The 19384-nt window shown below is 58.9% G+C and carries 24 protein-coding genes; all 24 read right to left on the reverse strand.

All coding sequences use genetic code 11. The annotated features are described in order from the left end of the window. Complete coding sequence (locus G6L01_RS07185; RefSeq protein ID WP_139190298.1) at nucleotides 1-303, reverse strand: hypothetical protein; 303 nt, start codon at nucleotides 301-303, stop codon at nucleotides 1-3. Between the two features lie 90 nt (nucleotides 304-393). Then, complete coding sequence (locus G6L01_RS07190; RefSeq protein WP_070164778.1) at nucleotides 394-1041, reverse strand: hypothetical protein; 648 nt, start codon at nucleotides 1039-1041, stop codon at nucleotides 394-396. Between the two features lie 187 nt (nucleotides 1042-1228). Continuing rightward, entirely contained in the window at nucleotides 1229-1711 is a 483-nt protein-coding gene (locus G6L01_RS07195; RefSeq protein WP_070164779.1) for a hypothetical protein, read from the reverse strand. Then, nucleotides 1711-2235, reverse strand: coding sequence for a lysozyme (locus G6L01_RS07200; RefSeq protein ID WP_070164780.1), 525 nt, complete (start codon nucleotides 2233-2235; stop codon nucleotides 1711-1713). The genes G6L01_RS07195 and G6L01_RS07200 overlap by 1 nt, the downstream gene beginning before the upstream one ends. Beyond that, nucleotides 2222-2467 (reverse strand): DUF7940 domain-containing protein, encoded by a 246-nt coding sequence (locus tag G6L01_RS07205; RefSeq protein WP_070164781.1) that lies wholly within the window; start codon nucleotides 2465-2467, stop codon nucleotides 2222-2224. Before G6L01_RS07205 ends, G6L01_RS07200 begins: the two co-directional genes overlap by 14 nt. A gap of 64 nt (nucleotides 2468-2531) precedes the next feature. Further along, nucleotides 2532-3545 carry a phage late control D family protein gene (locus G6L01_RS07210; protein ID WP_070164782.1) on the reverse strand — a complete coding sequence of 338 codons (1014 nt, stop codon included), beginning with the start codon at nucleotides 3543-3545 and terminating at the stop codon, nucleotides 2532-2534. After that, nucleotides 3545-3778 carry a tail protein X gene (locus tag G6L01_RS07215; protein WP_070164783.1) on the reverse strand — a complete coding sequence of 78 codons (234 nt, stop codon included), beginning with the start codon at nucleotides 3776-3778 and terminating at the stop codon, nucleotides 3545-3547. The genes G6L01_RS07210 and G6L01_RS07215 overlap by 1 nt, the downstream gene beginning before the upstream one ends. Then, entirely contained in the window at nucleotides 3775-4194 is a 420-nt protein-coding gene (locus G6L01_RS07220; protein ID WP_070150712.1) for a phage tail protein, read from the reverse strand. The genes G6L01_RS07215 and G6L01_RS07220 overlap by 4 nt, the downstream gene beginning before the upstream one ends. After that, entirely contained in the window at nucleotides 4194-5981 is a 1788-nt protein-coding gene (locus tag G6L01_RS07225; protein WP_139190299.1) for a phage tail tape measure protein, read from the reverse strand. Before G6L01_RS07225 ends, G6L01_RS07220 begins: the two co-directional genes overlap by 1 nt. A 4-nt stretch (nucleotides 5982-5985) precedes the next feature. Next, a complete protein-coding gene (locus G6L01_RS07230) occupies nucleotides 5986-6456 on the reverse strand; it encodes a phage tail assembly protein (RefSeq protein WP_070164785.1) in 471 nt (156 codons plus the stop codon). After that, a complete protein-coding gene (locus G6L01_RS07235) occupies nucleotides 6453-6986 on the reverse strand; it encodes a phage major tail tube protein (RefSeq protein WP_070164786.1) in 534 nt (177 codons plus the stop codon). The genes G6L01_RS07230 and G6L01_RS07235 overlap by 4 nt, the downstream gene beginning before the upstream one ends. Nucleotides 6987-7013: 27 nt before the next feature. After that, the gene (locus G6L01_RS07240; protein ID WP_174109439.1) at nucleotides 7014-8276 is read right to left on the reverse strand and encodes a phage tail sheath protein; all 1263 of its coding nucleotides are present in this window, start codon (nucleotides 8274-8276) and stop codon (nucleotides 7014-7016) included. A 108-nt stretch (nucleotides 8277-8384) separates the two neighbouring features. Then, complete coding sequence (locus G6L01_RS07245; RefSeq protein WP_070164788.1) at nucleotides 8385-9548, reverse strand: hypothetical protein; 1164 nt, start codon at nucleotides 9546-9548, stop codon at nucleotides 8385-8387. Nucleotides 9549-9557: 9 nt separating this feature from the next. Further along, nucleotides 9558-12767, reverse strand: coding sequence for a DUF4815 domain-containing protein (locus tag G6L01_RS07250; protein ID WP_070164789.1), 3210 nt, complete (start codon nucleotides 12765-12767; stop codon nucleotides 9558-9560). A 12-nt stretch (nucleotides 12768-12779) separates the two neighbouring features. Then, entirely contained in the window at nucleotides 12780-13913 is a 1134-nt protein-coding gene (locus tag G6L01_RS07255; RefSeq protein WP_070164790.1) for a phage tail protein, read from the reverse strand. Beyond that, nucleotides 13910-14767, reverse strand: a complete 858-nt coding sequence (locus tag G6L01_RS07260) for a baseplate J/gp47 family protein (RefSeq protein ID WP_081344049.1) — start codon at nucleotides 14765-14767, stop codon at nucleotides 13910-13912. The genes G6L01_RS07255 and G6L01_RS07260 overlap by 4 nt, the downstream gene beginning before the upstream one ends. A 3-nt stretch (nucleotides 14768-14770) precedes the next feature. Further along, nucleotides 14771-15166, reverse strand: a complete 396-nt coding sequence (locus tag G6L01_RS07265; RefSeq protein WP_070150702.1) for a GPW/gp25 family protein — start codon at nucleotides 15164-15166, stop codon at nucleotides 14771-14773. Next, nucleotides 15163-15705 carry a phage baseplate assembly protein V gene (locus G6L01_RS07270; RefSeq protein WP_070150701.1) on the reverse strand — a complete coding sequence of 181 codons (543 nt, stop codon included), beginning with the start codon at nucleotides 15703-15705 and terminating at the stop codon, nucleotides 15163-15165. Before G6L01_RS07270 ends, G6L01_RS07265 begins: the two co-directional genes overlap by 4 nt. After that, nucleotides 15702-16487, reverse strand: coding sequence for a hypothetical protein (locus G6L01_RS07275; protein ID WP_070164792.1), 786 nt, complete (start codon nucleotides 16485-16487; stop codon nucleotides 15702-15704). The genes G6L01_RS07270 and G6L01_RS07275 overlap by 4 nt, the downstream gene beginning before the upstream one ends. A 2-nt stretch (nucleotides 16488-16489) precedes the next feature. Then, nucleotides 16490-16861 carry a hypothetical protein gene (locus tag G6L01_RS07280; protein WP_070164793.1) on the reverse strand — a complete coding sequence of 124 codons (372 nt, stop codon included), beginning with the start codon at nucleotides 16859-16861 and terminating at the stop codon, nucleotides 16490-16492. A gap of 3 nt (nucleotides 16862-16864) precedes the next feature. Further along, nucleotides 16865-17374, reverse strand: coding sequence for a hypothetical protein (locus tag G6L01_RS07285; protein ID WP_070164794.1), 510 nt, complete (start codon nucleotides 17372-17374; stop codon nucleotides 16865-16867). Nucleotides 17375-17451: 77 nt separating this feature from the next. Next, entirely contained in the window at nucleotides 17452-18468 is a 1017-nt protein-coding gene (locus tag G6L01_RS07290) for a major capsid protein (protein ID WP_070164795.1), read from the reverse strand. 11 nt (nucleotides 18469-18479) lie between these two features. Beyond that, entirely contained in the window at nucleotides 18480-18842 is a 363-nt protein-coding gene (locus G6L01_RS07295) for a head decoration protein (protein WP_070164796.1), read from the reverse strand. 3 nt (nucleotides 18843-18845) lie between these two features. Then, nucleotides 18846-19301, reverse strand: coding sequence for a hypothetical protein (locus G6L01_RS07300; RefSeq protein ID WP_070164797.1), 456 nt, complete (start codon nucleotides 19299-19301; stop codon nucleotides 18846-18848). Between the last annotated feature and the right edge of the window lie 83 nt (nucleotides 19302-19384).

A 19384-nucleotide genomic window follows, 5' to 3' on the forward strand; every position in this document is an offset into this window, starting at 1 on the left:
TCAATCGCCCTGCATTTCGATCCGCAGGGCGCTATCACCCTCCGGATAGCCGTAGACATCGCAAGCCTCGGTGAAGCTGGCCGCGTAGGGTTTCAGCGCTGTCATGGTCACGAAGTGAAAACTGGCGTCACTGGCCGATCCTTCCGGATCAGGCGCAACGGCGGGTGCGTCCGATCCGGCTTCGACACGGCGGATGTAGAGCGTGCCGGTCTTCGGCAGGTTGACGAGAACGTTCAGAACGCCATCAGCAATCAGTGTCCATTGCGCCGCTTGGCACAAAACAGCACCGTCTTTCAGGGCCATAGGAAATCCTTTCGCCGCCAGATCTGGCGGTTCCATCGAGGGTTAAACTTTTGAATTACATTGCGGTGGCTACCCGATCAGGACATGTGGTCAGCTCGGCGGGCGTTGGCCGTAAAGCTGGCGCTCGAAACGATCCTGCCGGTCGCGCATATCCAGCAGCAGGTCACGGGCACTATAGGTGGTGGCCTGCCCCTGCTTCAGTTCATCGATCTGCTTTTGCATTTGCGCGCGCTGCTGATCCTCGGATTGCCATGCCCGCTCCAGCTCGGCCCGGGGCACCTGGTCTTTGCGGATGGTTTCGAGCTGCGTATTCACCTGGTTGAATTTGTCGATCAGGTCGTTGCGGGACACGACCCGATTGTTTTCATAAGTCGCCTTGAAATCGGTGAAGGCAGCGACCGATAGAGAATTCTGCGCCGTGACCCGCAAATCTGTCTTCGTCTCGGAAACTGCTTCCTTGATCGGGCTCAGAGCCTGCGATCCGAGCGCAACGATAATCCCGAAACAGACGCCAGCCGCCGCCCAGATCACCGGCCACTGTGTCTTGCTGGAGCTGCGCAATTCATTCGACAAAGCATTGATCGAAGATTGCACGCTCTGGAAGCCGGTGTTCATATTCGACCTGAGATCGACAATGTCCTTGCCCTGGTTTTCGACGCGCTCGCTCAACCTTGCCCAGGACGCCATCGGGTCGAACAAATTGGTGCTGGCTGCCACGTCCTGTTCTCCTGTCGCCATCAGCCCCTAATTCCCCTGCAATGAATTGATCGTCGCCGCCTTCGCGGCATTTAAGGCACGGCAGTCCGCCAGCGCCTTCCTGTCCTGGCCCCACAGCCGGTATTCGTCATCCCGGTCCACACCGGCCGGGATGTATGCAAGCCCCGCACAATCGGCCATCACGGCGGCTGATACGTTCGGCTTGCGGTCATGGCTTGGTTGCGCCGATAGCGTTGAGCGCGTTCCGCACCCCGTCAGGCATGCCACCATCAGAGATAGCAGGGCAGGCAGAAGAGCCAGCAGCATTCGGTTTCGCATTTTTTCGTTTCCTCTCATCGGCAAGCGCTGCTTCCAATCCGGCGACCTGCCCGACATGCGCGGCAATGGTGGTGACCAAGGCCGCATCAGCGGCATTGATCTGCTTCTGCTGAGCCTCGACCTTGGCAATCTGCTTCAGATCCGCCCGGCGCTGCGCCTCGGCCCATTGCTGGCGAACCTCGATGCGACCCGATTCCTTCGCGGCGTTAACCTGCTGGGTGATCTTGCCATCGATGATCTGCCAGCCGAAGAACGGCACACGCAGACCTTCATAGTTGATGCATGTCGCCGCCCATGCCAGAAAGGCACCGACAGCGAGGCCTACGATGATCGACAGACCGATCTTGATGGGGTCAGTGAGCGCCGAGAACATCAGAGGCCACTCTTGCAAAGCTCGTACTCACCTATACGGTTTGCATCTCCAAGCTTCCTCCTGCTATCCAATCCCGGTACAACCTCGTTACCGGCGCGGTTGAACCAAGTCATAGCTTGGCAACTCCCAAGCCAATCCGCCTTCAGCGCGCGGTTGCGGGCCGTGGATTTGCAGAACGCACCGACACCAACATTGTAAGAAAGGGAGATCGAGGATGCCCGCCAAGACAGTGGTGCGGCATCATAGCTAGGCACGCACTTCTTGATCGGATCTTCGTAGTCGGTCTTGAGACGCTTCCAGAGCATTTCGTCGCATTGCTGAGGGGTGTACTGATCACTCATCTTGACGCCTTTTGTCTCGCCGTAGCAGACCGTGACGACTCCAACCATGTCGCGATAAGCCTTGGTTCGCAAACCCTCCCAGGGCTGCACAAGTGCAGTCCCGGCGAGGATGACAGCGATCCCTCCAGATGCAGCGATAGCCTTTTTGGCGCGAGCGCTGGACTTAAAATTATTGATCGGCATCGGACAATCCTTTCTGGGCAACGACGCGCGCCCATATCGCCGCAAATGTCAAAAGCCCTTGAAGGCCGCGAAGCAGCAGATTGACCCACGCCTCAAGGCCGTAGGCACCGTCGACAAGAGCGTCGACAACAGGCTGGATGACAAAAATCAGTCCAGCAGCAGCCGTGAAGCGGACAGACCAGGCCCGGGCCAGAACCGTTCGCCAATTTTCAACAGGCCTTAAATTGCGCATGGCACACCGCCACCCGCGAAACTCTCCGCGCGATCCATGATCGTTTCCTTATGTTTGTTAAAATCTACCGGCTGTCCTGGCCGGCCTTGCCCTGCGGCTCGCTCAGGCTGATCGAGGTCGTGTATCCAGACGAGCGGGAAAGCTCGTCAGTCACGCTCTTGATCGTATAGGTTCCATCCACCCCGGCCCGCAGACCGGAAAGAATGCACTTGCCGCCCGGCTGCGGGGTGGCATCGCCATTGATGACAACCGATCCCTCGGCCTTGTCACGGCTCGCCTTCCTGGCGCCGGACTTGGCCCGACGGTCGGCATGGTCCTTTGACGAGGCGGAAAACCCGGATTGCAGATCCGCGTCCACCTTGTCGCCACTGGCATATTGCGCTGCCAGCCGCGAAGCCTTGTCGAGGTCGTAATAGGTCTCGACCTTCTGCTTGATGCGCGGGCGGTCTGTCACCGGGGCGAAGCCCGTGGCCGAAAGCAGGATCGACCGGGTGACGGTGAAGGCCGAAAGATCGGCCCCGGTCACACCCTTGCCGTAGGGGACGAACACGGCGGATGTGCCGGAAATCCGAAAGATCGCCCCGTGCTCACGCGCCAGCCGCTCGCCAAAGGCAATGAAGCTTTCCGCATCCATTGCCTCCCAATCCAGAACTGTTTCGGCATAATCGGCATGGACAGAAACCGATATCCCCGCATCTTCACCTGCATCCTGAAGAACAGACTTCAAGGGTTTGCTATCCCAGTGCTTTTCCTTGCTGGCCTTCGCCTTACCTTTCAACGAAACAGACCGGGCCGTCACCGAAAGCACCGAGCCTGAACCCCGGCTTAGGGACCAGCTGGCCGTATCCACTTCGCCGTCGAATATGCGGATCGCGCCATTTTCCCGGCCAAGCTCGACATGCACTTTCTGCCCCGTCTGCGGCCAGCGCAGCGTGCCGCCGCTGTCATCGAGGTCGAATTGCGCGGCATCCGCCGTCTTGTCGACACCCTTGGTGATCGAGGCGGACAGCAAAACGGGCAGGAAGTTTTTCGTCACCACCCGCCCGTCGACCGACACCAGAAAATGCGCCTTTGCCATCAGTCAAACAGGCCCGTGATTTTGCTGTCGGTGGTATCGGTCGACAAGGCATCCTTGGTCGGCACGGTCAGCACCGTCCCGCGCGGGACTTCCGCGCCCTTGCGGGCAAGATCCTGGTTGAGCGACCAGACCTGTTCGCAGGCACCCGCAATCACCTGCCGGTAATGCCGCGCCAGCACGCCGGACAGGGTCAGCCCGTCGCGGCCAACGGTGATGGTTTCCGTATCGCTCAAGACACCAGCTCCCACAAAGTCGAGAAGTAACTTTCGCCGTCCGGTGCATCGGACTTTTTCAGCTCGATCTGCATATCGATGACCTGGCCGACACCCTTGGTATTCAGATAGGTGTGACCCTCGGTAATGCGGGTGATGACAAACCAGCCCATGACCTCGCCATCGCCGCGCACCACCAGCTGCGGCACCTGGTTTTTCAGCAGGGTCTGCAATGTCTTCAGGTTGGACAAGCCACCGAGCTTGTCGGGAAACAGCCGACCGGCAAGGGTCATCTGTTCCGGCCCCTCGCCCATGGCTTCCAGCGGCGGGCGCTCGCCAATGACGGGCTTGTCAACAAAATCAGCCGTCGTCTCGCGCGAAACCCCGTCGAGGTTGAACTTGAGATCGAAGGTCACCACGCCGATTTGATAGAGCATCAGGGTTGATCCACAAACTGACCGTTGGTCTGTTGCTGCAAGGCCTGCCCGGTGCTGCGCGGCATGCCGCCGCCCGGGTTGGCCATGAAGGAACCGAGCGCGCCGGATATTTTCGAGACGATGGCAGACCCTATTGCCGCGCCTATCGCGCCCGCCTGGCTCTGCATGGTATCAGCCGCCGCCTTGCCTGCTGCACCGCCACCTTGGGTGATCTGGTCGGAAATCACGGTGCCAATGTTCGGCGCACCATTGGTGCCCATCAGCGCCGCATCCATTTGCTGCTGGAGTAATTCATTCTCACTCAAGGCAGATGGTGCTGACCCTTGCGCCTTTGGCCATTGGCGCGGCGGCCCATCGGTAAATTCGGCCATCACATCCTTCTGCTCGCCGCTTTTCACCCGTTTGGTCGCCTCGAAATAGGCGTTGCCCGCCTCCCATGGCCAGGCATTCGGATTGCGGGCATTCCAGGCCCCCTTATATCCGGTCGCCTCACTCTGCACTGCCTTGATGCGCTCGCTTTCCGCTTCGCTGGCTTTGCGGTTCGCATCCATCTGCTGGTTGATATAGCCCAGGATCGGGTTTGCACCCGTTGCAACGCCGGAACCGACATTCTTCACCAGCCGATCCCACTCATTGTTGAGATCCTGCAACTTCGCCTGACTGTCGCTGATAATTTGATTGAAGTCTTTTAGAGTAGAGCCATCAACATTGTCGAGCAATCGAACATTTTGCTCTGTCTCCTTTCTCATCATTATCAATGCGCGGATGGCCGTCTTGGCTTGGTCGCTTTCAAAAAGCAGAGGCAATTTTGAAAGATCACCTTTGGTCGCAATTGTGGTCAAATCCATCAGAACGTCGATGACATCTTTTCCTTCCTTGCGCGCTTTCGCCAAAGCTTTAGGAAGGTCAATTCCGAATTTCTTGAATTTATTATTTGTTTCCTGCGAATATATTTTATCAAACAAGCCCTTCAGATCGGTAGCAGCCTCGCTGGAAGAACCTGTTTGCTTACGCACGGTCTGCAACATCGCAACCATCTTTTTTAAGCCTTCTGTACCGGTGTAGCCAAGCGTTGAATATGAAGAGAGAAGCCCCGGAAACTCCCGAGCCATGTCTTTCACCTCAAACTTTCCGAGCTTTCCACCGGTAACCATCATGTCAAAAGCCCGCTGCATATCCTTCGCATTGATCTTCAACAGATTGGAAAGGGCATCAGCAGAATTCGCCGTATCTGAGACCGCCGAACCGGTAGCCTGCGCCGTTATTGCCACCGATGGCAAAAAAGCCATCGCATCATCCATTGATTGACCTGCAACAATCAATGCTTCGAAACCTTCCACAATGTCATTGAACGGCATTTTGGTTTTCGAAGCGAGATCCTGGAGCTTTCCTATCGTTGGCTGGATCGCGTCGGAACCCTTCTCCGCGTTGATGACGATTCTACCTACTCTCCGCTCCAATTCGGCAAAATCGACATAGGCCTTGCCAGCAGCAACACCAGCAATGGCAGCTCCACTAGCGAGACGACCGATCACCGCCGCGCGCGATGCAACGGTTCTCTCATGGTCTTGCTTCATCTGGGCAAGTCTCGCTTCCTCAGAGGCCTGCCGCTCCATCATCAGGCGTTCCATCGACCTGTCTTTATTAGACAGCCGCAAGCCCTTGCTGGACAGCATATAATCCCGCTCTGCCTTTTGCAGACGGCTCATATTGCCGATAACAGCCGATGTTTTCGCGCCGGTTTTGTCGACCAGATCGACCACCAGCGAGGCTTGCAACTTGCTCAACGGATCATTCCCCGATCATGAAGGACGGTACAACATCGCGGTAAAGCTGGAACACAGCTTCCGCATCTGGCCATTTCAGCCGTTTGATCACGGCTGGATGCAGCCCAGTCAAGCGGGCCAGCATGGCGCGGGTGCCAGAGATTTCGCCGGAATAGAAGTCATCGATATCCTGCTGTTCCGGCAACCGCATGGTGACGGTGGACAGCAACACGCCGTCCACCTTCGGCTTATGCACCAGCGTATAAGACCGCGATCCGGCACGCTCATCGTCGTAAACGACAACCGGATCGCGCTCTTCGTCATCAAGATCAGGCGAATTGTAAACCTCGCCCACCGATGTGGTGAAGGCATCGAGATCGACCAGCGTGGCCTTTGGCACGGGGGGCACTTCCGGCATGGCGGGTGCAGGCCCGGCCAGAGCCTGCCCCAAGGGATCATCAACCGGCTTGCGGCTGCGGCGCGGCTCGGCCATCATTCAATCCCCAACGCTACGCGGATCGACTGCGTTTCGTCATTGCCGAACTGACGGACGGTCGAGGTGAAATAGTCCAGATAGAACCACTCCGTGCCGTCAACGGTCAGCTGGTAATGCGTCACTTCCGTGATGCCATGATCATGGCCGAAGGCGCTGGCCCGGTCGAAACTATCCGGCGTCACCTTGCCGACAATGCCCTGAATAACGGCCTTGGCCTGCAAGATGGCACCCGTCTGCTTGTTGCGCAGCACACCATAGGCGGTGAATTTCTGGCTCTCATTGCTGCCGATCCCGAGATATTTATAGGATGTCTCGGTAAAGCCAGCCAGCTTGAAGCTGGGCTCCAGCGCGTTGAAGGCGCCAACGGTCCAGTTGACGCTCATCACAGCACCGCCGCCCAGATGCGAGACGGCGGCGCGTTCCAGCGTCGGCAGGCCAAGGCTTTGCAGCTTGACGTGATTGGTGTCCTCAGGGTCAGCATCGCCGACGAAGATGTTGACCTGTTCGAGGATAAGCAGTTTTTCAGCCATGTGCGTGTTTCCTTATCTCGCCAGCGGTCAGGCGTTCTGTGCCGCCAAGATTTCATCGATGGTGGCATCCAGCGCCGCCGCGTAAGGCCGGGAGGCCACAGTCAGACGCTTGAAGACCGGGGCTTCTTCGAACTGCATATCCACGTAGATATGCCCGGCGCGCAGGTCGCTGGCATTGTTCTTGTCCGCGTCGAACCGCGCCCGGAACCCGAGGATATCGCCGTTTGACTGCCGGTTCTGCAGGATGGTGGAAATGGTGTTGACGACAGACTGGATGGTCTGTGTGGTCAGATTGTACTTGCCGAGGTAGGACCGCACGGTGCGCAGCACGGTCAGCTCGACAAAATCGCGGCCACGGACCTTGTGATACTGGTCCCAGACGCTTTCCTCGGACAGATTGTCCGTGCCGATGAAGACGAAACCGCCATCGGAAATCGAGAAATCGTCGCCGCTTTCGCCCCGGACGATAATGCCGCCATGCACGGCCAGGATCTGCTGGCCCTCTGTCGATCCATCCGTGAGCGAAAACCGCAAATTCTTTTCCACGCCGGTAATGCCATAGACCGTCTGGTTGGCAATCGACTTGAAGGGCGATCCATCATTCTCGTAATCGCGGCGTACGAACAGACCAGCCACGCGCGGGCTCATCGGTCGCAACACATCCGTGCCGGTGCTGTCAGTGGCATAGACGCCCCCGGAAACGGGAATGATCCGCATACCGGCATGGTTTTCGACCCAATCGGTAAAGTCGGTGAGTCCTGCCGGGCCATCGGCAATCACCTGCGCGAGGATCTGGTTGGCCACAGTCGGCAACGACGCCAGCACCGGGTTGGCGGCGCCATCGGCATGGACCTTGGTAAAGCCCGGGCAAATCAGCAGGCGGGGATAAACCCCGACATCCGGACCGGCATCGAGAAAGGCGAAGATGCCCGTGCCTGCCACCGATGTGCCGGTGATGTTGGCCATGGTCGCCGCATCGTCGACACCCTCGGCAACACGGACAACCACCAGGGTGGCCGCCGTCTGATAGCTGCCAAGCTGATCGTTGATGCCTTCGACCGCGTCGATGAAGCCGCCATCCTGATCGCAGAGCGCCAGAATGCTGGTGTCATTGCTGTTCAGCTTAACGCAGGTGTTCAGCGGGAACGCCGTGTTGAACGCCGTCTGATCGGCGCTGGCAGCCTTATCGATCGGCATGCAAATGCCAACGACGCTCATCTGCGCTTTCGAGGCCGTCGTCGCCTCGTTGGCGCTTCGGTTGATGGTAATGCCAAATGTCGGGTCGGTCATGACCGAAGCTCCTATTGCTGATAAGCCCCGGCCAGCGGGCAAATACGGCCATAAAAAAAGCCGCCAGAAAGGCGGCCATATCGGGTGGCGTCAGTGGTCAGGTGGTGGTCATCCGACCCTTTTGGCGTGATACCATTGAGCATGGCCATCACCCAGACCGCCACGAACTCTCCATGTCCCATTCAAAGGCGTTCCCGCGTCAGATCGGTTGGCGCGCGTGAAGCCACCACCATTGGTCTTGTTGTGGCAAGGGACGATCAGCGCGTTACGATTGAACACGAGCCCGCCGGAATAAACGATGATACTTTCACCAATCGGGAAATCCGTCAGGTCCGTCTCTGATCCTGTATAGACTTCTGCGGCGACAAACCCGAGCGGGTGATCGTGGCCGGTATTATCGACTGTTCCGGTCGTACTGTTGGTGATCGGCTTGGCGCTGCCGAGCGAAATGGCACGATCTGCGGAAAGATCGCCGCCGCCATTCAATCCGCTGCCAGCTGACACCTTGCGTCCGACCGGAACCACTGAAGCCGCCAAGCTCGACAGCGAGGACGAAACAGAGGCCAGGGCTGTTGAGATCGCCGTTGTGACAAAAGCTGTGGTCGAAATGCGTGTATTGTTGCTGCCAGCTGTCTGTGTCGGCGCGGTCGGGTTGCCGGTGAAGGCAGGGCTGTTCAGCGAGGCCTTGTTGCCCAAATCCGACGCAACCGTTGCTGCAAAATTCTTGTCCCCGCCAAGCGCTGCAAACAGCTTGGCCAACGTATTCCCATCCGTCCCCACGCCGCCGAGGATCGTCGCCTTTATCGCCTGGACCCATCCGGTTGTCGGGATCTTCTGCGAATTATCATCGGCGGCGGGCGTGACTGTCGTCGGCGTCCCGGTCAGATTGGCACTGTCCAGCGGTGCGCGGGTATTGATCAGCGCCGTCAGTCCAGTGACGACATCGGCGTCTTCAAGCGCCGCCTGCAATTCGGTGATGGTCGAAATCGCGCCTTCCGCGTCGGACAGAAATTGCGACAGCGCCGCCTTCACATGCGCAGTCGTCGCCAGCGTGGCATTGTTTGCCGTAGCTGGTTGGGTGGGTGCTGTCGGGCTGCCGCTGAAGCCAGGGCTGTCAATGGCGGCCTTCAGCGCCAAGGCGGTCAAGATGTTAGCCACATCCACATCGATGGCCGTCAGCGCGCTGATCAGCCTGGCAACATCATGCGCCATGGTATTTTCGATGTTTGGCAGCGGGTATTCCCGGTTGCTTGTCTCAAGATCGACGGTCATGTTCTACCCTCAAAACGTCCAGGCGCGCAGGTCGGCAATGGCAGGGCGGGCCGCCGGCGTGCCGGTCAGCACCAGTTTAAGCCGCCCGCCATCCGGAGCGGCATGGCTGGCGATCTTGTAGGTGTATTCTACCCAGCCATCGTCCAGGGCCTCGGCCTTCGACAAAGAGGCAGGTGCAAATGTGCCGTCGTTCGCATCGGCCGACACAGCCACCGTCGACCCATTTGGCAAGAGACCGGAAAACACCACGTTCAGCTCGACGCCCGATCCCATGGTGAAGCTGCGACCGACATAGTCGCCCATTGCCCGCATGGTTCCGAAAATGACCGTGACATCCTTGTTCAGCAGCGGCGAAACCTTCGACGTGCCTGATAGCACCGCCGTGACGGTCACGGTTCCCGTGGCAAAATAGTCCAGCTCCAAGGTCTGATCGACGGAGACCGTGTAGGTCGTATAGGTCGTGACGCCGCTGGTTACCTTTGGCACCTTGACCTGAAACACCACGGAACAACTGCTTTCTGGTAGGATGACATCGGAGCGGATCAGAATGTCGGACACGTCAGCCACGACGAAATCACCGATGGCAATGCTTTTGGTGATCGGCGAAAACACAGCGGCCCGCATCTTGAAACTGATGTCGCTGGACGGATGCAGCAGCCAGCTTTCGTTGTTCGACCCGGAAAACCGGTCGCCAATCGTATAGGGCTGCGATGTCACCCACGCCTGCGCGCCCGAATCGAAATCGCCGAGCGTGGCGATCCCGATGGAATGGCTGGCATCGTCCGTACGCAGCTTGAAGGCCAGATAGGTATCGGCAGGATTGTAAACCGGGCAATCCAGCGCCGCTTTCGTCCAGCCCCCGGTGGCAACCGAGTTCATATCGATCCGCTTGTTGGCAAACACCGAATTGGTCGGAAAGCCGTTTTCCATTTCCACGAAATCGACATCAACAGGCTTGGAGCGCGTGCCGATGGCGCAGAATTTCACATCCAGCGATGTGATATAACGCCCCTCGGTCAAGGCGTAGCTCTGCGCCTGCGGGTCGGAACTGTTATGGCCGCCACTTTCATGCTCACGGGTCACGGTCACGGTCGAAAAACGCTCGATGACGGTGGTGGTTTGCGTCGTCGTCGTTTCCAACCGGCCTTCACCCCGGAAGGTCGCAGATGCAGAAAGCCCTGCCCCACCAACCGCCTCGATTTTCTTGGTGCCAGCCGAGACATTGGCAGGAATCTGGAACGTGCCGGTAGCCTTGCCATTCACATCGGCGATGATCCCGCCCGGGTTCACATCCAGCCCATCGAAGGTCAGTCCCGATACATTCTCGCCGCCGCCCATGCCGGTTATTTCGAAACCAATGTCGATCTGGCGCAGATAGGCAATCACCGTGCTGGTCGTGGTGGATGATACCGTAGACGAGCGGACACGGCTTTCGTTGCCGGAGCCGAACACCCGTGTGATCGCCGAAAGCGAAACCGTCTGGGTTTCGGTCCAATAGTCCGTCGACGGGTCAATGGTGATTTCGAACGGGACCGGGTTGAAATTCTGATAGGGATTGATCTTTTCGCAAGCCGTATAAAGCTCCTGCGAAACGATCACTTCCTCGCTGTAATCTAGCAGCCCCCAATCGGCCAGCCGAACGGATCGCACATCGGCGTCGATTGCCACTTGCATCGATCCGTCAAACACTGCCGCCGTCTGGGCAACCCCGAAATCCCGGTAGCTGTCATCCCACAGAGGATCGGTAAACACCCCCAGCGTCGGCCCGGCAGAACGGGCGTTGGCGTCGGATTTCAGCCGCTCGATCAGCACAAGGTCGATCACCTCGGAAAGCCTGTCCTGAAGATAGTTCAGCCGCTTGTATCCGATAGCCCGGGTTGCATCGTTGTTGATAACAGGCGTGCCATACCAATCATTCTGCACCGTGCAGAGCGACAAGGCATCCTCCGGCTCGGAGGGCGCATGCGGATTGGCAACCGAGGAGATACCCTTGAGATAGGATAGAGAGCCATCGGACGAAATCAGGATGCGGTCATAGCGCGGCAGATTGTAGGAATATTCCAGGAACATATCGGTCCCATCGACCCCGCCAGAAACCACAATGGTGGTCGAGGTGAAGCTGTCAGGCACGACATTGTCATAATAGCGATAGGTCACCTGATAGCTGGACCCGGTTGCAGGCTCGGCGCCAGCGGGAGACCAGTTTACGCTATCACCGGATCGGATGTAATCAGTGTCCACCACATAGGTGGTCGAGAGCTGCACCACACTGATGATGCTGACCACGCCGGTATCGGGCAGTGCATCGGAAGAACCGCCAACGCCTTTGGTCAGCGAAACGGTTTTTTCCCGGGTGATCACGATATCCTCGATAGCCGCAATCGGCGGGCGGCGAACGGTAATGGTGACCGTGCCCGTGCCGCCGCTGGCAAAGGTATGGCCTTCCAGGCTGACCGATGCCACATCAGGCTCTTCTGCCACGGTCAGGCGGTTGTCGCTGCCACGAGTGACTTTCGTCCCCTGCACGTTGCAGACACCAGCGCCCACGGAAAACACCTGCGCGGCTCCTGTCTTGCCAAGCGCCGTGACGACACAGCCCCGCACCACATAATTGCCATGGGCATCATAATCATAGGTGCCGATCTGCTTTTGCACACCGGTCAGCGTAGGCGGGGCATCCTGCGAAATCACCGCACCGTCGCGCAACATAGCATAGCTGTAGAAATCGCCCTCGCCGCCATCCGTCGCTGTCGCCCAGGTGATCGCCATATTGGTGCGCACGGCACCTTCTTCGCCATAGCCTTCCGTGCCGGAAACCAGACCGTAGAAAATACTGTCATCCGCCGCAGTCAGGGGCAAAGTCACAACCCGCACACCCAAGGAAACATCGCCGGTCATCGCAACACCCGTCAACGTCCGGGCGTCAACGCTGCGCGGCGCACCCTTCAGATAGATCGAGCCCTGCGTGATCAACACCGTTCCAGCATCCACATCGACGACAATATCGGCGCCGGACAGCCGGTCTCCATCGGAGGCCACCAGATCGCCAATCGCGCTGCGCTTCTTTTCCTCGATGGAAAACGCCTCATTGATATCGGCAGCCTGCGCAAAATCACCTTCACCGAAATAGACGCGGTCAATGCCCGGTCGATCCGTCGACCGGTCATGCACATTGGCAAGATCCGGGTACGTCCCGGTATCGAAAACATTGGTTGTCATGGATAAATCCTATTAGCCGAGGCTCAGAGCAGGGTTTGCGTAATGCACCGGCACGATCTGGATCGGATTGATGGTCAACGTCACAGTCATCAACTCGCGCACCGTCCTGAAAAATGTCAGCGCGAAATTGGTTTTCCCAACCTCGACGCCAGACCCGGCAATCACATCGGACGGCTCCAGCCAGGGCTTGTAAGGTTTGACGCCATCGGCCAGTTCCAGCCCGTAGATGATGCTGATCTTCGCCACGGTCTTCCCGGCCCCATTTCCGAATCGGGTCCGGACTTTATAGGCGACGGTCACCAGGTCATCGTCCGCATCCGTCTGGTTTTCCGCCGCCATGATCACCCGGGCATAGCCGATCACATCCCCACCAGCGGTATAAAATGCGATAAAGGCGGTCTGCTGTAACAACAGCCATGCCTTCATGGTCGTCGACGATCCGGCAGCCGACCACGGAATTGTCGCCTGCGACCACGCAATGCCGGGCCATCCCCCATCGCCAAAAGCCGAAAGCAGATCGTTCCAGCCGAACAATTCCCATTCGTAGAACGTATCTTCGATGGCAACAGAATGGCTGCGGCCATGGCTCCATTTGACCGGGTTGCCATCGATCCGCGTGCCCGATGAATCTCCCCACAGCGCCTCGCCCCAGCGTTGGCGGCTCCAGGCAAGGCCCCGAACATCATAACCAAAATAGCCGCGGTAGAATTCCGACCGCGCCGGGTCCGACAGATCGGCAAGATACCAGGCATTATACAGCCGCTGCACCTCGTCATCGCCGGGCAATTCACCCATGGCGATCTGATAAAGATGCCAGCGGCGGCGACCCTTCACCTGGTCTTCAAGCCGCGCGCCATAATAGGCAATCCAGCGCAGCGCATCGAGAACGGCTTTCGGCGTGCCGCGAATTCTCTGCCACGCCCGGCCGGCATCAATCAGATCTTCGACCGTCGCAAAGAAGTCAGCGATTGGCCCAAGCCCATATTCCTGCACCAGATAGGGCGCCACAGTGGCATTCAGCGGTCGCTGGTAGCGAAACCCGCGCACTGCCTCGATATCGTCAAGCGTGGCGTCGTAAGGATCGGTGGCAACCGCCAGCGCCTCTTCCAGCACCGTCGAATTGCTGGGAACAATCACCGCCGTCATTTCGAGCGGCCCTTATAGGCAAGGGTGATCGTGCCAAATGTCGCCGCCGAATTGCTGTCCACTACCACATCGGCGGCGGGCGCGGTGATCGACACCTTGGACACACCTGATACCATCAGTTTGGCAATCAGCCAGGCCCGGTTTATGTCGAAGCCGAAGCCTCCCTCGCTATCGAGCGCAGCCCGCAACACGGCTTCCAGACCATCGAACACGGCAACCGGCGTATCCGGCAACAGCCAGACATCCACCACGACATCAACAGTGGTCTTGGTGCCGGACACCACAGACACGATATCATTCACGCACCGCACCGCGTTGGAGGTGACTTTCGCCGAGACCTGCGCTAGCAGCGCCGAAGATGGCACGCCACCCTCCGCAGTCGACAGAATGGCAACCTCAATTTCCGGGCCGCTGCCCGTCCGGTAAACCGCAACAGCATCCACTTCGGACGAAACGGACCGCGCCTGATAGGCGTACCATTCTTCCGACCCTGCCGTGGAAGAACCCTGATCGGCCAGCACGATCCGAGACCGCAACTGCGCATCTGTCTCGCCCGTCAAGCGGGTCACTCCATGGTCGGCGGCAAGCGCATCAAGATCGGCCCCGGCGGAAAACGCCAGCAGATTGGATTTCAGCACATCGTTGAAAGACGCATAGAGCGCCGCCCGCTGATAGGCCTGAAACTCGATCTGCACGGCAATCGGCTCACCTTCCAGCGAGACAATGCCGGTCACATCCACACCGTAATTGTCTTGCGCCCATGCAACAAAGGCGGTCGCCATGGTGGTAATCATCGCCTCCGCATCGATGCTTTGCAGCATCTGCGGGGTCGGCAGTGTCGTCAGATCGACCATGATTTACCCTGCGATGATGGTTGAGGTTCCGTCAGAACCGAATGAAAGCGAAACTTCACCGGCTTCGGTCAGGTCGCCAAGATGCGCCCGTGGCCGATAGGTGCCGCGAATGGTCCAGGTCGAGTTTCCCTTGCGATCCAGCGCGTCCATGGTGACTTTGGTCGGTTTGAAGCGCGGCTCGAACAGCTCGATCGCCAGCACCAAGGCCCAGCGGAATTTCAGGATCGTCTGCACGTTGGCCGTCTGGCCAAGAATGGTTGGCACGGGCGATCCGACATATTCGCGCAACACCCGCTCGAAATATCGGGTGGTCAGCAGCTTGCCGATGGCAACCACCACGCTATCCCAGCCGGAAACCCACTTTCCAGTCTCCGGGTCCATGCCGTATTGCGTGCTCATTCGGCAAAAACCTTTTCCGATGCCTCGACAATAGGCCACAGACCGGCAGACGAACCGCTGGATACGCGCACCCGGTCACCCAGCCGTGCCACCCGCTCGCCGTTTGTGCCGGCCAGATTGACCCGGTCTCCATGCAGCTCTGTCACCCCGCCATTGTCGGAAAACCCGATCAGGCCGGAACCGAACGATGACAGAATGCGGGCATCGAGCGCCGAAGACGGCGCGCCATTGGCATCCGAAAACGTCAATGGTACCGCCACGCCCTGCCGCATATCGCCAAATGGCGACAGCAGTATCATTTGCTGACCCTTGGATGGTGGCCGCCAGCTCTTTTCAGCGCCCGCCACTTCCGACCATGGCCGCCATGGCGTCAGGAATTCGTTTCCAGCATCGCCCGCCAGTTTCATCCGCAGACGGCGAGTATCGCCATCAACAGCGTGAACCGTGCCGACCCGCTGCATGCCCTGCACCGCACGGCGCAGGCCCGCAACCTCGGCCTTCAGCTCAAGGATGATGTTGACAAGCACCTGGTCGCTCATGCGCCCGGAACCTCGATTTCCCCGGCAATGTTCAGCGACACGTCGCTGATGAGAACTTCAATGCCATCATCCGGCGTGCCAACCCCGATCAGGGCGGGAACCGGCTTGGTCACGCCCAGCATCGCCTGCACCTCTTCCCATTTGGCGAGACTGGCGCCACCAGCCAGCGAGGCCGAGAAGATCCGCGCCAGATCGGCATAATCGTCCGTTGCGGTCATTTTCGCCAACCCGGTCGCAATCACCTCTGGTACATCCTGCCCCAGGGATGGCTCGGCTATCGGGTCGAGCGTGACTTCAATGATCCGGGCCGCATGCTTTCGTCCGCTTTCCGGATCGACCATGCGAACATCGCTGATCCTCCCGAAACCGCCGATGAGGCCAAGCAGGATCTGGGACCATTCATTTGCCGGGTCCGACAAAGCCAGCCGCCATTGCCGGTCCATCAGGTTCAAACTTGCTTCCAGCGCCGCATCCGTGGTGCCGATTTCCAGCATGGACATGCTGCCCGGACCGCCGTTTTCATCTTCCACCGCGACCGAAACAGATTTTGCCACGGCCATCTGCAACTGCAATGTCATGCTGACATCGGTGCGAAACAGGCCGTCGCCAGTTGATGGGCTGAGGCTGTCCTCGACAGAAACGGCGATGATTGGCTTCGGGTCATCATCCATGATTAATGGCAACGCCATGATCAAACTGTCCTTGACGCGATCCTCGGCAATGGTCCGCCAAAGAAGCGCTTCCGTCGCGGCAATCTGGATCAGCTGGCGAACAACACCCATGATTAGACCTCCGACAGCCAGAAAATCACGCCGGCGCCAGCATCCTCGCCAGGTCGCACGACTTCGAAGACATCGCCGTTGGCCCGCGAGATCTGGTCACCCTGTTTGGGCAACCAGGCAAGTGCTGCCCGGTCAAAGCTGACCGTCTTGGTTGCCGCACCCACGGTGGCGCGGGTGCGCACCACATCACCGCCACCCAATGCCGTATCGTCAGGCACAGAATCGAACCGCGCCATGACGCCGGTCTGCAAATCGCGCGACAGGTCGCGCCCCGACTTCATTTTGCTGATCGTCATCGGCGTGATGGTCGCGGGCTCACCAAGCAGAGCCCGCGTCATCGATGGCAAGGCAGCACGGGCAGCAGCGATATCCATGGATCAAGCCTTGCTCTGGCCGGACAAATCGAGCTGCTTGGCCTCATCAGCCGCCTTCTTCGCAGCAGCTTCATCAGCGGCCTTCTTGTCCGCAGCGTCCTGTTCTGCCTTGGCCTTGGCCGCAGCCTCTTCATCGGCCTTTGCCTTGGCAGCGGCTTCCTCGGCAGCCTTCTTATCGGCTGCGTCCTGCTCTGCTTTGGCCTTGGCGGCAGCTTCTTCCTCGGCTTTCACCTTGGCAGCGGCGGCGTCCGCAGCATCCTGTTCAGCCTTGGCCTTCGCGGCGGCCTCGTCATCGGCCTTCGCCTTGGCAGCAGCTTCCTCGGCCAGCTCTTCAGCAGATAGCACCTGCTCGAAGACAAGATCGAGCGCGGTCAAACGTTCAATGTCTTCATCGTCAAGCACCGGATCAGGGGTCAACGTCTCGGTCCTGTTGGGACGGATGGTGCAGTGGCCGCCGCGAACGCGGATAGCCTGCGACCGAAACCCATTATTCGTCACAGCATAGGAAACCATGATTTTTCCTTCCAATTCCAGGCAAACAAAGAACTGAAAAGGCGGGTCACCCCGCCTTTCCGATCTCGGATGGAAGATTACAGCGTGGCGCGGCGCAGGACCTGCGGCTGAACACACATGTAGAGGGGGTAGGAATAAAGCTCCCCCTTCGCCCAGGCCTCGCGGTCCTTATCCAAGATGTTCATGGCGTAGACATCCTGGCCTTTGGTGTTGACGAAGGGCATGAATTCTTCAGCAGGCGAGACGAACTTTTTGAAGACATTGCTCGCACCGACCGGGAAGATGCTGGCTTCATCGGTCGGAATGGCAACCGTCGAATTGTCATCAGTGCCGCGATAATTGTGCCAGGTGACGCCACCGAAGGTGAAGGCCTGGAACGCAATGTTCTGCCGCAGATCGGCAGCAGCAGCCCAGTTTTCATAAGTCCGGATGACCTTCGGGTGGTTCACCAGAGTGTCATAGAATTCATCGCCTGCGAGAGCGTGAACGCTGGTCGCAGTCGTGAACGCTCCTTTGGCGGAACGCGCCATGCTGCGGGTCAGTTCATGGCATTTGCCACGAACGTCGGTGGTCTCGACACCAAGAGCGAGATCGATGGCAGCAGGTTCGGCGATGTCGAATTCATCGAAATAGTCATAAATGATCGACGTGCCATTTGCATCGAGCAGCTTGCCCTGCAATGCGCCGAGGCGATGATATTCGTGGGTCAGATCCATATTGGTCCGTACATCCGCCATGCGTTCAGCATATTCGGTCTGCACTACCTTCAGCTCGCTTTCCGTGCCAAACGCACGGAAGCCCGCAACTTCGGAAGCGTAAAGTGTGAAACCGTCAGCCAGGCGGACAGACCGGAAATCACGGATATTGCCCGTTGTTGGCGTGGACTGACGCGGCGGGGCGCCATCTGGGGAAGTCGGGATCAGGCTGAGAGTATCGCCCTTTTTCTCGACGGCGATCTTGCGCACATATACGCCCTTTTCCTCGAAAATGCCGAGCGATCCCAGCAACTGAGGCACGTACTCGACTTCCTTCACCGCAGCGGAAAGCTCCACCATGCTGAAGGCATCGTCCCTGAAAATGTCCATGGATGCCATGGTATTGCTCCTTATCGCGCGATGATGCCGAGAGCCGCAAGTGCGGTGATCCCAGCGGTTTTCTGGTTGTCGGTGGCGCCGCTGAACCAGTTCAAGATTGGTGCCTTGACTTGGCAATGACGGCGCAGGACCGTCGCTTCGTCCTCGCCGGTCACCGGGTAGATGAGGATGGCGGCAACCGTCTGGCTGCCATCATTGTTGGCGGGGTTGTAAATGGCGTACTTGCCGGAAGCGGTGATTTTGCCCAGCACGGTATTGGCCGGATATGTCACGCCGACGCCAGGCGCGACGACAACAACGTCGCGGCTGTAAAAGTGGTCGCCTTCCTGGATGATGCAGGAACCGGGGCCGAGTTTTTCGGTCAGGACGGTCATGGGTTATGCTCCCTTCCGGCCGACGCCGGCCTTGGCAATGGCATCCTTCCAGGATGCACCTACGGTTTCCTTGGCCGCTGGCTGTCCGCCGCCGGGCATGGCAAGATTGGCGGCAGCAAGGCGCTGCTGCTCATAGGATATGGCTGGCTGACCAGCCGGTGCGGCGGCGGCGGGCGCTGGCGCCGAAGCCGCAGCAGGCGCGGCGGTGTTGGCACCGGCAACATTGCCCGTCACGAATGCCACGACCTGTTCGGCTGTCATGCCGGGGGCCGTGCTGGCGAGTTCGAGGGCGGCGCTCATGCGGGTGCCGTCCCCCTTGATGCCGTCTGCCGACAGGATCGCATTGATCCGGGTCATGGCAGCCTGTACGCCATCGGCACCACCCTGAACGGCGGCAGCGACGGCGGCGGTTGCTCCGGTCGCGGAAGCCGCGCCGGGCAGTGTCTGATTTACAGACATGTCACCTCCAGTGGTTGATGCCTCAGGGGTCAGAGGCGCTTCGTATAAGGACGCATTTGCGTCCGGTTCACCCTCGTCGAGGG

It is taken from the genome of Agrobacterium vitis, from assembly GCF_013337045.2.
Lineage (GTDB): Bacteria > Pseudomonadota > Alphaproteobacteria > Rhizobiales > Rhizobiaceae > Allorhizobium > Allorhizobium vitis_B.

Coding starts and splice junctions, on each gene's coding strand:
- G6L01_RS07185 (WP_139190298.1), bottom strand. CDS start 303: ATGGCCCTGAAAGACGGTGCTGTTTTGTGCCAAGCGGCGCAATGGACA.
- G6L01_RS07190 (WP_070164778.1), bottom strand. CDS start 1,041: ATGGCGACAGGAGAACAGGACGTGGCAGCCAGCACCAATTTGTTCGAC.
- G6L01_RS07195 (WP_070164779.1), bottom strand. CDS start 1,711: ATGTTCTCGGCGCTCACTGACCCCATCAAGATCGGTCTGTCGATCATC.
- G6L01_RS07200 (WP_070164780.1), bottom strand. CDS start 2,235: ATGCCGATCAATAATTTTAAGTCCAGCGCTCGCGCCAAAAAGGCTATC.
- G6L01_RS07205 (WP_070164781.1), bottom strand. CDS start 2,467: ATGCGCAATTTAAGGCCTGTTGAAAATTGGCGAACGGTTCTGGCCCGG.
- G6L01_RS07210 (WP_070164782.1), bottom strand. CDS start 3,545: ATGGCAAAGGCGCATTTTCTGGTGTCGGTCGACGGGCGGGTGGTGACG.
- G6L01_RS07220 (WP_070150712.1), bottom strand. CDS start 4,194: ATGCTCTATCAAATCGGCGTGGTGACCTTCGATCTCAAGTTCAACCTC.
- G6L01_RS07230 (WP_070164785.1), bottom strand. CDS start 6,456: ATGATGGCCGAGCCGCGCCGCAGCCGCAAGCCGGTTGATGATCCCTTG.
- G6L01_RS07235 (WP_070164786.1), bottom strand. CDS start 6,986: ATGGCTGAAAAACTGCTTATCCTCGAACAGGTCAACATCTTCGTCGGC.
- G6L01_RS07240 (WP_174109439.1), bottom strand. CDS start 8,276: ATGACCGACCCGACATTTGGCATTACCATCAACCGAAGCGCCAACGAG.
- G6L01_RS07245 (WP_070164788.1), bottom strand. CDS start 9,548: ATGACCGTCGATCTTGAGACAAGCAACCGGGAATACCCGCTGCCAAAC.
- G6L01_RS07250 (WP_070164789.1), bottom strand. CDS start 12,767: ATGACAACCAATGTTTTCGATACCGGGACGTACCCGGATCTTGCCAAT.
- G6L01_RS07255 (WP_070164790.1), bottom strand. CDS start 13,913: ATGACGGCGGTGATTGTTCCCAGCAATTCGACGGTGCTGGAAGAGGCG.
- G6L01_RS07260 (WP_081344049.1), bottom strand. CDS start 14,767: ATGGTCGATCTGACGACACTGCCGACCCCGCAGATGCTGCAAAGCATC.
- G6L01_RS07265 (WP_070150702.1), bottom strand. CDS start 15,166: ATGAGCACGCAATACGGCATGGACCCGGAGACTGGAAAGTGGGTTTCC.
- G6L01_RS07270 (WP_070150701.1), bottom strand. CDS start 15,705: ATGAGCGACCAGGTGCTTGTCAACATCATCCTTGAGCTGAAGGCCGAG.
- G6L01_RS07275 (WP_070164792.1), bottom strand. CDS start 16,487: ATGGGTGTTGTTCGCCAGCTGATCCAGATTGCCGCGACGGAAGCGCTT.
- G6L01_RS07280 (WP_070164793.1), bottom strand. CDS start 16,861: ATGGATATCGCTGCTGCCCGTGCTGCCTTGCCATCGATGACGCGGGCT.
- G6L01_RS07285 (WP_070164794.1), bottom strand. CDS start 17,374: ATGGTTTCCTATGCTGTGACGAATAATGGGTTTCGGTCGCAGGCTATC.
- G6L01_RS07290 (WP_070164795.1), bottom strand. CDS start 18,468: ATGGCATCCATGGACATTTTCAGGGACGATGCCTTCAGCATGGTGGAG.
- G6L01_RS07295 (WP_070164796.1), bottom strand. CDS start 18,842: ATGACCGTCCTGACCGAAAAACTCGGCCCCGGTTCCTGCATCATCCAG.
- G6L01_RS07300 (WP_070164797.1), bottom strand. CDS start 19,301: ATGTCTGTAAATCAGACACTGCCCGGCGCGGCTTCCGCGACCGGAGCA.